At 37.0% G+C, this 13,082-nt stretch carries 9 protein-coding genes; 4 read left to right on the top strand and 5 right to left on the bottom strand.

The features are described 5' to 3' along the window. Positions 1-5 precede the first annotated feature (5 nt). Positions 6-467, bottom strand: a complete 462-nt coding sequence (gene ndk / locus CVD27_RS19320; RefSeq protein WP_101649541.1) for a nucleoside-diphosphate kinase — start codon at positions 465-467, stop codon at positions 6-8. Positions 468-688: 221 nt separating this feature from the next. Between ndk and CVD27_RS19315 the strand changes: the two genes are divergently transcribed. Then, entirely contained in the window at positions 689-1,519 is an 831-nt protein-coding gene (locus tag CVD27_RS19315) for an alpha/beta fold hydrolase (protein ID WP_101649540.1), read from the top strand. 99 nt (positions 1,520-1,618) lie between these two features. On the opposite strand, the gene CVD27_RS19310 is transcribed toward CVD27_RS19315, so the two are convergent. Next, the gene (locus CVD27_RS19310; RefSeq protein ID WP_101649539.1) at positions 1,619-2,758 is read right to left on the bottom strand and encodes an MGDG synthase family glycosyltransferase; all 1,140 of its coding nucleotides are present in this window, start codon (positions 2,756-2,758) and stop codon (positions 1,619-1,621) included. Between the two features lie 131 nt (positions 2,759-2,889). Between CVD27_RS19310 and CVD27_RS19305 the strand changes: the two genes are divergently transcribed. After that, positions 2,890-4,287, top strand: coding sequence for an MFS transporter (locus CVD27_RS19305; protein ID WP_180960359.1), 1,398 nt, complete (start codon positions 2,890-2,892; stop codon positions 4,285-4,287). A 31-nt stretch (positions 4,288-4,318) separates the two neighbouring features. Here the strand turns inward: CVD27_RS19305 and CVD27_RS19300 are convergent, their stop codons facing one another. After that, positions 4,319-5,308, bottom strand: a complete 990-nt coding sequence (locus tag CVD27_RS19300; protein ID WP_180960358.1) for a metal-dependent hydrolase — start codon at positions 5,306-5,308, stop codon at positions 4,319-4,321. A 281-nt stretch (positions 5,309-5,589) separates the two neighbouring features. Here CVD27_RS19300 and CVD27_RS19295 point away from each other — a divergent pair, with 281 nt between their 5' ends. Then, a complete protein-coding gene (locus CVD27_RS19295) occupies positions 5,590-6,540 on the top strand; it encodes a Ppx/GppA family phosphatase (RefSeq protein ID WP_180960357.1) in 951 nt (316 codons plus the stop codon). Between the two features lie 38 nt (positions 6,541-6,578). Here CVD27_RS19295 and CVD27_RS19290 read toward each other — a convergent pair whose 3' ends face one another. Together CVD27_RS19290 and CVD27_RS19285 are read right to left on the bottom strand one after the other, a co-directional pair. Then, on the bottom strand, positions 6,579-6,983 hold the full coding sequence (locus CVD27_RS19290) for a DoxX family protein (RefSeq protein ID WP_101649597.1): 405 nt from the start codon (positions 6,981-6,983) through the stop codon (positions 6,579-6,581). 232 nt (positions 6,984-7,215) lie between these two features. Further along, positions 7,216-11,640, bottom strand: coding sequence for a pullulanase X25 domain-containing protein (locus CVD27_RS19285; RefSeq protein ID WP_101649536.1), 4,425 nt, complete (start codon positions 11,638-11,640; stop codon positions 7,216-7,218). Positions 11,641-11,962: 322 nt separating this feature from the next. Here CVD27_RS19285 and CVD27_RS19280 point away from each other — a divergent pair, with 322 nt between their 5' ends. After that, positions 11,963-12,994: a LacI family DNA-binding transcriptional regulator gene (locus CVD27_RS19280; RefSeq protein ID WP_101649535.1), complete on the top strand. Its 1,032-nt coding sequence runs from the start codon at positions 11,963-11,965 to the stop codon at positions 12,992-12,994. Positions 12,995-13,082 lie beyond the last annotated feature (88 nt).

Here is a 13,082-nt window from a genome sequence, read left to right as displayed (position 1 = left end):
CGTTTTTAGACAGATTTTCGATCTTCAAAAGGAAAGTCATCTTTTGAAATACGTTTTTTCAATAGGCCAAAGAAATTTTCAATTTCCCGTTCTGCACTTAAGAGAGAATCTGAGCCATGAATGACATTCTCTTCTTTTGTAAAGGCAAAGTCTCCACGTATGGTACCTGGCAGTGCTTCTAATGGACTTGTCTTTCCAATCATGAGGCGAGAAACTTCTATAATATTTTCCCCTTCCCAAACCATTGCAAAAACAGGAGCGGATGTAATAAAATCGACTAATTCACCGAAAAATGGCTTATTTTGATGTTCCATATAATGATATTCGGCTTTAGAGCGGTCAACTGTCATAAGCTCTGCATTTAATAAGGTAAAACCCTTTTGGTCAAAGCGTTTGATAATTTCTCCGATTAATCCTCGTTTAACCCCATCTGGCTTTACCATGATAAACGTGCGCTGTAAGGTCATACAATCACCTCTAAAAAATATTATTTTTAGGAGAACTATTCCACGTAGAAAGGTTGATTCTACACATAATCCATTATGGCGAAATAGTAAAGGTTTCAAACCATTCATCAAACAAAAAATTTCTTATCTCACGTAATTCAAAACTTTTTTCTGCATCCTCGAGTCTTAATTGATAAATAATAATAAAAACTATAGGATAATTTCTTGAGGAGTGGAACACATTGAGTGACAATGGTTTGAAACAATCATACATACAAGTTGCTAATATCAACTTGTACTGTGAATACATATTGAATGATAAGCCTCCAATTCTTCTGATCCACGGTTTTGCATCTTCTACCTATACGTTTCGCCGTATCATACCTTTATTACAAAAGAAGTTTTCCATACTTGCCGTGGACCTTCCGGGTTTTGGAAAAAGTGAGAAGTCAACTTCTTTTGTTTATAGCTTTCAGAACTATGCGAAGTTGATGATTGAATGTATCAACAAGTTTGGGCTTGCTAACACCTATATAGTGGCTCATTCAATGGGGGGACAAATTGCTCTAAATATGGCAATCCTCGCCCCTGAAAAGATTAACAGTTTAATTTTGTTATGTAGTTCAGGGTACTTAAAGCCTGCAAAAAAACCTCTTATCTGGATCTCTTATTTACCATTCTTTGAAAAGTTTATTCATTATTATATTGGAAGAAAAGATGTTCAAGATCACCTGAGAAACGTCTTTTTTAATCAAGAGTTGATCAATGATGAATTAATTCATGAATTCGGTAAACCGCTAACCGAAAAAGGATTCTATAAAGCTTTAATTCGATTACTGCGTCATCGTGAGGGTGATTTATTATCCCACCAACTCCAGAATATATTAGTACCAACATTATTAATATGGGGAGAGGAAGATCGAGTAGTTCCTGTAGAGGTTGGCCATAAATTAGTTCGAGATCTACCGGCTGCCCAATTAATTACCTATGAAAAAACAGGACATTTAATTACGGAGGAAAGACCGGAGCTTGTTTTTAAAAATATATTGAAGCATACTATCTATCAATTTTAACCTATTTATGTGTAAAGGAAATAAGAAAAGCTGATTCAAATAGGTTGATAATCAACTCCAATTTAAGTCAGCTTATTTTTATTTGTGGAAAAATGGAAGCTAAGAAAGTTTTACTTTTGCTTCTTCATTGGAAGTTTCTCCAACTTTTAGTATAAATTTTAGTATGTCTTCGGCAGCATTTGCATTTATAAAATTCCTCTGACAGTTTTTGATTTCATTTAGCTTTTCTCCATCATTTTCCAGTAATTTGGACACTGTATCCTTAATTTCTTTAGGGTTTTTACATACCACTCCCAAATTGAAATTTTCAGCAAAGGCTGGATTATCCTCTTCCTGACCTGGTAATGCACCCGTAATGATTAACGGTGTATTGGAAGCTATTGCCTCAAACATGACATTTGGGCTGCCTCTAGTAAAAGCGATATCAGATGATAGCATTAGATCTTGGATATTTTGAGTGTAACCATAAATCTCAACTCTATCACCATATTGTGTTTTAAGGGATCTTTCCAGATTTGTTTTAAGTTTTTCATTTTTCCCAGCAACAATTTTTACTGTACAATCAAAATGATTAAGCAGGTTATCAGCTATTTTCTTCATATTTCCTACACCTTCACCACCGCTCATGATCAAGCAATTTAAAGATCGTTCTTCTTTATAGAATTTTCGTTGATTATAGTTCTTCAGAAAAAATCGAGATCGGACTGGAAATCCTGAAACCTTTATTTTCTCATCTGGAATCCCAAATTCAATACACTTATTTTGAGCTTCAAAAGTTGGGCTAATTATGTAATTTGCCCTACTATCTGCCCAAAGGGGATAAATGTTTACAAGATCGGCAATTAGAGTGATGAAAGGGATCGTTATATTTTGCTTTTCTAAAATATTCAGGATGGAACCATTAAAATTAGGGTGAACGGATAAAATGATATCTGGTTTAATTTCGGCAATTGTTTTTAAAAAATTATCCTTTATAAGTTTTTCAATAAAATTGTCTACTAACGATGGTTTCAAAGCTGAGAGTTTCCAAATCAACTTCCATAGATTTTCTGAATTTCTTGTTATGGGGCCATAGGACTTTCCTATTTTTAACAAAAGATGTTTCCCAAGCAGAAATCCATCTACTACATGTATTTTTACTTCATTTTGAGTTTTGACACTCTCACAAAGAGATTCGGTAATACTTTTGTGTCCATGCCCTGTGTGGTCGGAAGAAATGATTAATAAAGTCTTTTTCATAAAATCAGCCCTTTTTAAGAATATATAATTTGTAAATTTCATATTAAGATTTAAAAAAATGAATATAAGAATTAGAAAACTTAGATAAGATTGTAGGTGAAATCAAACATTTCAAAGGGGCAATATTAACTATGAAAAGTTCAAAATGGAGAATCAATTTTACTATTGCTGTAATCATCATACTTGCTGCCTTTGAACATATTATCATTGGTTTGTTTCCGCCGCTTATTCAATACATAGCAAAGGATTTAAATGTAAATATAGCGAGTTTGGGTTTTGTTTCGGCTGCCAATATTTTGGTTACGTCCCTTTCCTCCATTTATTGGGGATACCTATCAGGGAAGTATCCACAAAAAAGGATGATGATTGCAGGAACACTAATTTGGTCCGTATCGATATTCTTGACCTCATTCAGCAGCAGTTATTTTCAAATCATGTTCTTTCAAGTAATAACCGGATTTGGTTTAGGCTGTATAACATCAATTGGTTTAAGGATATTAACTGATTTTATTCCTAATCAAAAACGCGGTTTAATTTTAAGTTTTTGGGGTATGGCCCAAGGTTTTGGCGGAATAGCTGGATCTATTTTGGCCTCTTTAACTATTGCAAACTATAGCTGGAGATGGCCTTTTGAAATAGTAGGTTTTTTTGGCTTGTTTGTCATCATTTGTTTTCTTTTTATTCAAGAGCCAATCAAAGGTCCAATAGAATCAACGCCGAAAGAATTGTTAAAAAATACTCATTATGACTACAGGTTGGAAACCAGGCATATAAAATTTCTTATCTTAAAAGGAAGCAATGTATATTTGTTTATGCAGACATTTTTAATGAACATTGCGACGGGAAGCCTTATTTGGATCCCTACCCTATATACATTTAAAATAATGCAGCAAGGCTACAGTATGGGAACAGCTGTGATTGTCTCAGGCTATCTTTACGCAATTTTCCAGATTGGCGGCATAGCATCATTTTATTTCGGGCATCTGGGAGATAAATTTCAAAGAAAAACCTTTAGAGGTCGAGCATATTTCACTGCATTCTTTGTCTGTATTACCATGCCTTGTTATATCGCGTTATTTTTTATACCAATGTCAAACCTATCATTACCGAATGATCAGAATAATGAAATCACAATTTTAGTCAGCATTTTAAGGCAAATTTTCATTAATCCTTGGATTACACTTTTGTTTGTTTTATCCCTTTTTGCTTCAGCTGCCCAATCAGCCAATTCACCTAATTGGATGGCACTCTTAACTGATGTAAATCTTCCTGAACATAGAGGGATTACCTTTAGTATCGCTAACCTTTTCAATAGTTTGGGTAGAACCATTGGAAACGCTGCTGTTGGTATTTTGCTTGGCATTTTATCCACTAGATTTAATGAACCTTATAGTTATATTTATACTTTATCTATTCTGCAAATCTTTCTAATTCCATCGGCCTTTTGTTATTTGAAAATGTCTAAAAATAATGTGATTGATATAAAGTTTGTTTTAAAAACTTTAAAGGAAAGAGCAGGAAAAGTGTAAAAAATTAAGGTTACTTACTATTTGAAAACTTTTAGTTGAAAGAAGATGAGCTGTTTGTTAGATTCCTTACCACTTTCTTATATTGTTTTAAAGAATTAACCCTGCCAATATAGCTGTTTTTTTTCTTAAAATCAGTGGAAATAAACTGAATGGCAAGTGCAGGGAAAAATCTTTTTGTGCGAAAACGAAGATCCTTCCAATATACGAAATATCCTTTTTTCCTGACCTCAACAAATGGATAAGCATAATTAGTTGCAGCAAGAAAATCGGAAACTTCTTGATCAAATCTACTATTTGAGACCAATGCCGGGTAATTGATTTTTTTGGAAAGGGTATGTTCAATAGTTAAACTACCTACAGAATAAATACCAAATAGGAAATCTTCTTCAGTCTCTATAAGAACATCCCATTTAAACAGCTTTAAACGTGGGATTAATTTTATCCGTTCTGCGTTAATAAAATGATCCTGCAGGTGTCTTTTCGTTAATATTGCAGAAATTGTACGAATGGTAAGGTAGAAAAATAGGATGAAATAAATGATAAGAAAGGTTATGCCTGCTTGATAGAATAATATTAAACCGAATCCTAAAAAATGGAGAAATAGAATGTAAGGATCTAATAAGGGAATAGCATCAAAGGCAACCCAGGTTCGAGAAAAGGGGCGCAGTATTTGCGTACCATGTACATTAAATAAATCAAAAAATACATGTAGAACCACGGCTAATAAAGTCCATATAAATAGATGAAAAAACGCTGTGGCGACGATTGGATAGAGAAGTCCAGAAATCAGAATACCCCATAATGGAAGAGCAGGTAATGAATGTGACAGGCCCCTGTGATTTCGAATATAGCTTCCCTTTCCCTTCAAACGATATAGAAAATCAAAGTCAGGTGCGTTGGAACCAATGACTGTACCAAAAATGACAACTTGGGATAAGGTCTCATTTGCTGAGACTGTCGGATCCATTTGAGCTAGAGCACCTAGGCCTAAGCTAATAACCACATGCGAAAAAGTATCCACTCTATCACTCCTTAACCTGAAATCTCCATTTAAAAAACTCAATCAAAACCGGGGGGGAAATAATTTTAATTTAATGTCTCTATATCTTACTGGATAATTAAGCTAATTCTTCTTAAGCTGTTGTTAAGAATTGTAAAAATTCTGTTAATTAAATATGGAAGTTTAATTAAAACCACCTTTTGGAAAAATTACAAAAAATTTACAAAATCACACTAGAGATCTTTACATAATTAATTGTACGATTAAATAAAATAAACTTTTTGGAGAGGTTGATAGTCGTATTGAAAGAAAAAGTTGCTATTATTGACATTGGTTCCAATACAATAAGACTTGTTATTTATAAAAAAAGAAAAAATGGAAAACAATTTAAGAAAATTGAAAATATAAAAAAGACAACTCGGTTACGATCCTATTTGAATGATGAACAATCGCTGGATCAAGAAGGTATAAGTTTACTAATAGAAACCCTTCTGAATTTCCAAACAATGATAGGCTTTTATGAAGTGTCAGAACCCATATGTGTGGCAACCGCGACCATTAGGCAAGCCAAGAATAAAGAGGATATTTTACAATTAATTCAAGAAAAAACCGGTTTAGTCGTCCATGTCTTGGGGGAATATGAGGAAGCCTATTACGGTTATTTGGCAGTTGTCAATTCTATAGATATACTAGAAGGTATTACAATTGATTTGGGTGGAGGAAGTACAGAACTTACCTATTTCAATAATCGTAAATTACTCCATCATGCTAGCCTGCCTTTTGGCGCCTTATCTTTAAAGCTTCAGTTTATAAAAGGAGAAATTCCAACTGACCAAGAATTAGTTCAAATTCGTCAGTTTATAGGTTCCCATATTGAAAAAATTCCATGGATTATAGATAAACAAATTCCGATTATTGCGATGGGGGGGAGTGCACGAAATCTTGCCCAACTTCATCAAAGAATTCATCATTTGCCGCCAGCAGGCATTCACAAATATGAGATAAAAATACCAGAGATAAATGGGATCAAAGAAAAGCTAAAATCTTTATCCTTTACAGAATTACAAAATACTGAGGGGCTCTCAAAGGATCGTGCCGATACGATTCTGCTGGCAATTGAGGTTTTTGAGATTCTTTGTCTTTTCACAAGTGCTACTAAGTTTATTTCAAGTGGAAAAGGGCTGCGTGAAGGCGTTCTTTACAGTCATTTGAATAAGAGGGCGAGCGGATTTACTAACCAATTATTGACCTGAGAAATAGTAGTTGGAAAAGCAAAAAAGCTGACAAAAAGTCAGCTTTTTGAGTGGAACAACAAAACATAGTCACCTGGGCCAATTAAAGCGACGCCAATTGCAACAGCAATTAAAACGAGATTATATTCAAATCCGCCGTTGGTCATCCAGTATCCATTTTTGCAATGAACGGTAAAAATTGCATCAATCATCACAATAACGATCATTATGGCACCAATCCATGTAAGAAAGCCTGCAGCGAAAAGCAGTCCGCCTATTAATTCAAAAAGTCCTGCCAGTGTTGCCCAAACCTTTGCTCCTTTTTCCAGCCCAAGTGTCTCAAGCCAATTTCCCATGCCCGCTATACCCGGACCACCGAACCAGCCAAATAACTTTTGAGCCCCGTGTCCAAAAAAAGTTAGCCCAATAACCAGTCGAATCATTAACAACCCTATGTTAACCATCACCAAATTTTCAGTCATAAAATTCCTTCTTCCGCTTTATGTAATTTGAAAAGTAACTGTCCTATTAAGTATGGATAATTTATTTTGGGTAAATAATCCAATCCTTATTCTAGTCTATTTGTAAGATTACTATTTAATCAACAGAAGGACTAGAGTAAAAAGGCCTCATCTTTTACTAATTATATACAAGACAAAAGGTCTGCCGGAATCGGCAGACCTTTTGCATCGCATCCTAATTTTTAATTTCGGTTATTGTTTTTGTTGCGACATCAATCGAATAGTTCTTCGTGTTCTTATTAATCGATCCTCCATCACCTTTAAAAATCGATGATTTAGTTTCGGTAGAAGGTTCAATGTGCACTGGTACAGAAGTTTGACCAGCTTGCAGTGTAAATGAATGTGTAAAATTCATATCATTGCCCACTGCTACTTTTTCACCGTTAATGGTGAAGTCTGCACCTTTAATGGCATTACCCGTCACGGTCATCGTTGAACCACTAACACTGATTTGATTGACGACTAATGGCATATCAATCCAGCGCAGGATGGTATCCTGAACAACCATTTTGTTGTTCCCTTGGTTAGTAACAACCACCTTCATGTCTGTTCCCGGTGCACCATAGCCATAGTTGCTAATATCATCATCCGTTGGGTCGTTTGGCGTATGGTCGGCTAAACCTTCCTGTTCCCAAGAATTATTTTTTACATATTTATAGGTAAGTTCCGTTCCTTCTTCTATTTCCATTGTATACTCCCAATCAGGCGTAACAGCACCATTACGGCTCATGGACCATGCACCCGTGTTCCAGCCATTCAAACTGCCAGGTATATTCACTTGAGCGGATAATGGGGTATAATCCGGTGCATGCACTTTAAAGGTGACTTGGACCATAACAATTTCTGGTGTTACACTTACTGAGTTTGAATTCACATAGTTTCCTGCCTGGTCAAAGATGCGAATCTGGTACTTATACGCAGTGCCATTTGCAACCTGATAATCTCTGAAAGAGGTAACATCCCCATTTAATGTTGTAAGAACTTGGTCGTCACGGTAGATAACTGTATTAAATGGTTGATCTGGTTCCGTAAGTTTCCAAGATAAGTTAACCTGGCCAGACTCTTTAACTGGTGTATCCAATATAACTCCTTTAGCAGGCGGGGTCGTGTCAGATGTACTATGAGTATAGGTGACTTCTCCAGTTGCCGAATAAACCCAGGTCGTCCCAATATCAGGTGTAAAGGCCATTCGGTATTCATAAGTGCCAGCTTCATAGGCGGTAAAGCTTCCTTGAAACTCATTTGCTTGTCCGTCTTGTGATTGGCCAATATATAGGGCAGGAGAGGATTGCCAATTCGTTTGGCCTTTCTGTCTTACTTGAAGCTCAGCTGTGACTCCCTCTGCAGCGCCAGTCTCTGTTGCACCAGACAAATAAAAAGCTGCATTTACATTCGAGGCTTGCGCCAGATTCAGTTCTCCGTTCTCTAATCCAGTCAGATCATTAATGCTTGCCTTTGTCACATCGTAATGTGGTACTAAGCCGGTTGTGGCAGCAAGTACTGATTCATTACCATTTTCATCTACAGCTGCAACGGCAAAATAGTAGGTACGGCCATTATCTATATCGGAAATGGTTACATTTGTCTCCGTTGTTTCTTTGACTTTAGTCCATAAGCCGCCAGAAATAGTAGTTTGATAAACATTGTATTTGGCCCCAGTTCCAGTCCAGCTTAACGTAACCTTTTTAGAGCCTGCAGTGCCGGTTATACCTTTTACGGATGCTGGTTTTTTAACTACATTAACCGTTACTAACATTCGCCCCGATTCAGCCGGAACTGTTAATGTCATCTTTCCATCCTTTGTTGTAGCTTCATATTTTTTATCTAATTGGTCCACAAAACGAAGACCATTCGCTAACAGCTCTTTTGTATCGATTTCAACTGTTTGTGAGTTTTTCCCTCTATTGATAATGACAAGGCCGGATTTTGTCCCTTTTGTCCTCACATAAGCCAATACGTCACCCTTCGCATAAATGTGGTGTAGATCCCCATAAGCAAAAAGCTCTGCATTATCTTTGCGAATTTGACCGATTTTCTGATAATGGGCAATCAGGGATTTATCTTCATTGCCCCATGGATAGGTTCGGCGATCATCTGGGTCCTTGGATCCTGTTTGACCTGCTTCATCTCCATAATAGATGGTCGGTGCTCCTGGATAACCCATTTGAAGAATAGAAGCTAACTTCAATCGCTTGACACCTTCGTTATAATTGTAATTCGGGTCTTGTTCTGCTCTGTAATACGTATCCGTTCCATTGCCTAATAAGAAAATTGCCCGAGCTGTGTCGTGGGATCCCATTAGGTTCATAAGGGCATAAAAGGCTTCCTTTGGATAGTCCTCTTGTACGGCGAGGAGGGTGTTCTCTGCATTAGTTGCATTGCCATTCTTTAAGTAATCCAAGATGGCTCCGCGGAAACGATAGTTCATGACTGAGTCATATTGATCCCCTAAGAAATACTTAGATGCGTCATCCCATATCTCACCTAGGATTAGGGGCTCTTCATCTTTTTGAAGTGTCTTTCCGGCTCCAATCATCGTTTTCGATTTCAGTTGCTTTCGGAATTCCTGCCAGAAGGAACTGTCCACTTCATTCGCAACATCAAGCCTCCAGCCAGATGAACCTTGATCAATCCAAGTTTTTGCTACAGAATCCTTATTATAAAAAATATAATTGGCGAACTGAGTGTTGTTAAGCTCGCTTGGGTGGTTAACTTTTGTACCGTCTACGGATTTAAACACTGGCAGACTATCATAGCCCCACCAATCATCATACTTATAATGCTGACCTGTCGAAACACCGTTGACTTTTTCATTGTCTACTTTTTCATTTTTAATATCGAACCAGTTTTCAAAGCCGTACGGACTAAAAGTTTGACCTTCGGCAATAAATTCCTTCTTAGCCTTTTCTTTGGCGGCTGTTTCAGTTAATTTTTCTTGATTCATTAAGTCATAGATACGAGACCAATATTCATATGCTCCTACGGTATTATACTTGTGATAGCGGTCGAAATAGATGGAATCGTCGGAAACATGGTTAAAGACTCCGTCTAAGATAAGGTGCATATTACGTTTGGATAATTCCTTTGCAAAATCCTCGAATTCTTTCTGTGATCCAAACATTGGATCGACCTGTTTATAATCAGTTGCATCATATTTATGGTTGGATGGTGCAAGGGCAATAGGGTTTAAATAGAGTGTATTAACCCCTAACGACTGAAGATAATCTAACTTTTCTTTAATACCGGCTATGTCACCGCCAAAAAAGTCGTTAGTGAATTCTCCATCCCCTTTATAGTTACTAGTGCCTTGTTCATATGGATTATCAGGCAAAGAGGACCAAGAGTCGGGATGTTCGATTGGCTGGCTTCCACGTGCTCCAATCTGATCTTTTACATGGTCGTTTGCTTTATTTCCGTTATAAAAACGATCTGGAAAGATTTGATAAACAACGGCTTCTTTCATCCAATCCGGTGTTTTGTAAGCAGGGTCGTAAACCGTCAATTGGAAAAGTCCAGCATTTTTATCTTCCGCTTTTCCGGTGTGACCTTCCTGTGTGTCTTCTCCGTACTCAGCTGTTGCATCTTGATCTCCAACAATGAATTTATATCCATAAATCCCTTTGTCTTTTGGGATGAAGGTAGCTTCCCAGTATTCAAGAGCACCTTTGTCATTTGTATTAGTCCAGCCAGAATTTTTCATGGTAATAACATTTGAGGTTCCAGTATTATAGTTTTTAACATATAGTCTGGCTCTTGTCAGGTCACCTTTCTTAGCGGATACACGCAATGTGACTGGTTGATCAGCAGGAATGGCTCCGAATGGTGTTCGATAGACTTTGTCCCATGAATCATGATATAGAGAAGACTTATCAATTAGACCATCCGATCCGCTTGGCTTATAATCTGTATATACTTCATTTGTTTCGTGGTTATAAAAAAATGTGATCGTCGTATCAGCTTGGACATTTAGTTTTACATTTGAAGCAGGGTATGATTCTGTCCAGTCCTTGCCGAGAACAATCTTGAATTCATAATTTCCTCTAGGCACTTTTGCAGTGAAAGAGTAGACATTATTAAAATGATCATCTGTCAGCAAGGCGGTTGATTCTGCAGGGCTCCATTCTGAACCTGCCTGGATGGCGGGCTGGATGTTTCCAGCAATGCGAGGCTGCCTGTCCCCGGTTAATGGAGTGTAGTGAGTGCTGTCGGCAATGGAGTGTGTGTTATCATTGTAGTAGAAGGTAACATTTTTTTGTTCGTTTAGAGTTAATTTGATGTTATTCCCCCCCGGAGCTCCACCTTCCCCATAATTTTCATCCCAACTTCCGCCGAGGGCGATTTTGTACTCATATGTACCCTCTGGTAATGTACCAGTAAAGGTATATAATCCATTCCCTTGATCAGCCATTTTGGTTACGGTAGATGATGGATCCCAGTCACCTGAATTTCCTAGAGCTGTTTGCAGGTTACCAACAAGTACTACCTGTTTAGATGCCGTTTCCGCTGCCTTTACTGTTCCGCTTGAGAAACCTGTTAGCAGTTGAAGAATTAAACCAGTAATGGTGATAAGCGACAGCAGTGTTCGCTGCTTTTTTTTCATAGAAAAGCCCCTTTCCCCTATGTTTTTTATTTTTGTGAAATCGTTTGCGCAAAAAATGATATAAATATCCTCCTATGATGGGTACAGGAGGATATTGCTATTTAAGGAGATAATGTGCAACCGTTTTCACAATCAAATAATACTATTTTTTTGTAATTAATTCAATAGAAAGTTAGATTAAGAGTTTGATTTTTCTGAAAGATAATTCCAATTATTGAGATCGTTACAAACCTATAACGCTTATACAATAATAATGATTCCAAAGTACTATTTCTGTTATGATAAAATGAGATGAAAATTCCTATGAAGAAGGATGGAAAAAATGACGGTTACGATAAAAGAGGTGGCAAAGCTTGCGAATGTAGCACCTTCTACGGTATCAAGAGTAATTGCAAATAATCCAAGGATTAGTGAGGCAACGAAACGAAAAGTAAAAAAGGTGATGGAGGAACTTGGGTACCATCCTAACTTGAATGCTAGAAGTCTGTCTAGTAAAGCAACACAAACGATTGGGCTTGTCATGCCAAGTTCTGGGGATGTGGTGTTTCAAAATCCTTTCTTTCCAACAGTCCTTCAGGGAATAAGTGAAGGAGTACACGAAAAAAAATATGCCTTGCAAATGACTACAGGAAGTATGGACCACGAAATTTTTGAAGCAGTTATTCAAATGGTTCAAGGAAAACGAGTAGATGGGATGATTCTTTTAAATTCCAAAGTGGAAGATAAGGTCATCGAGTACTTAAGAGAAATCAATTTCCCTTTTGTTGTGATTGGAAAACCTGCTAAATATCCCGAGGAAATCACTCACGTTGATAATGATAATGTTCGTGCTATGAAGGAAGCGACAGAGTATTTGATTCATCTTGGGCACCGGCAAATTGCTTTTGTTGGCGGAAGACCTGAACTAATGGTTACTGTCGATCGGTTATCCGGCTATAAACAGGCTTTAGAGGATGCAAACCTCCCTATTAAAAAGGAATATATCAAACATGAGGAATTTTTAAGAGAAGGGGGCCAAGAGGCAGTTAGTGAGTTAATGGCACTTAAACAGCGGCCTACTGCGCTATTGGTTGTTGATGATTTCATGGCGCTAGGTGTTCTTAATAAGTTGGATGAATTAGGAATCAAGGTTCCAGAAGATATCTCTGTTGTTAGCTTCAATAATATCCTGCTCTCTGAAATGTCAAAGCCGCCTCTAACTTCAATGGATATTAATATTCTAAAACTTGGAACGGAAGCATCAAGGAGCTTAATTGAAAAAATTGAAAATAGTACAGAGCCCACCAAACGCATTATCATTTCACATCAATTCGTTGAACGTTCATCATGTAGTCGAATCGATACTGTAGTCTAATAGAGGAATAACCAAAAAAGATTGACGACTTAAAAAACAAAAAAATCATTCAAAATGGATGCCAATAGCCGTTATTGACGACCGTAAA

It is taken from the genome of Neobacillus cucumis (genome assembly GCF_002860255.1).
GTDB classification, from domain to species: Bacteria; Bacillota; Bacilli; order Bacillales; family Cytobacillaceae; genus Neobacillus; species Neobacillus cucumis_A.
Note: the sequence above shows the minus strand (reverse complement) of the source record. Positions and strands in the feature narration are given on the sequence as shown.

Excerpts from the sequence above, each read along its gene's own strand:
- ndk (WP_101649541.1), bottom strand. The coding sequence starts at position 467 with ATGACCTTACAGCGCACGTTTATCATGGTAAAGCCAGATGGGGTTAAA.
- CVD27_RS19310 (WP_101649539.1), bottom strand. The coding sequence starts at position 2,758 with ATGAAAAAGACTTTATTAATCATTTCTTCCGACCACACAGGGCATGGA.
- CVD27_RS19305 (WP_180960359.1), top strand. The coding sequence starts at position 2,890 with ATGAAAAGTTCAAAATGGAGAATCAATTTTACTATTGCTGTAATCATC.
- CVD27_RS19290 (WP_101649597.1), bottom strand. The coding sequence starts at position 6,983 with ATGGTTAACATAGGGTTGTTAATGATTCGACTGGTTATTGGGCTAACT.
- CVD27_RS19285 (WP_101649536.1), bottom strand. The coding sequence starts at position 11,640 with ATGAAAAAAAAGCAGCGAACACTGCTGTCGCTTATCACCATTACTGGT.
- CVD27_RS19280 (WP_101649535.1), top strand. The coding sequence starts at position 11,963 with ATGACGGTTACGATAAAAGAGGTGGCAAAGCTTGCGAATGTAGCACCT.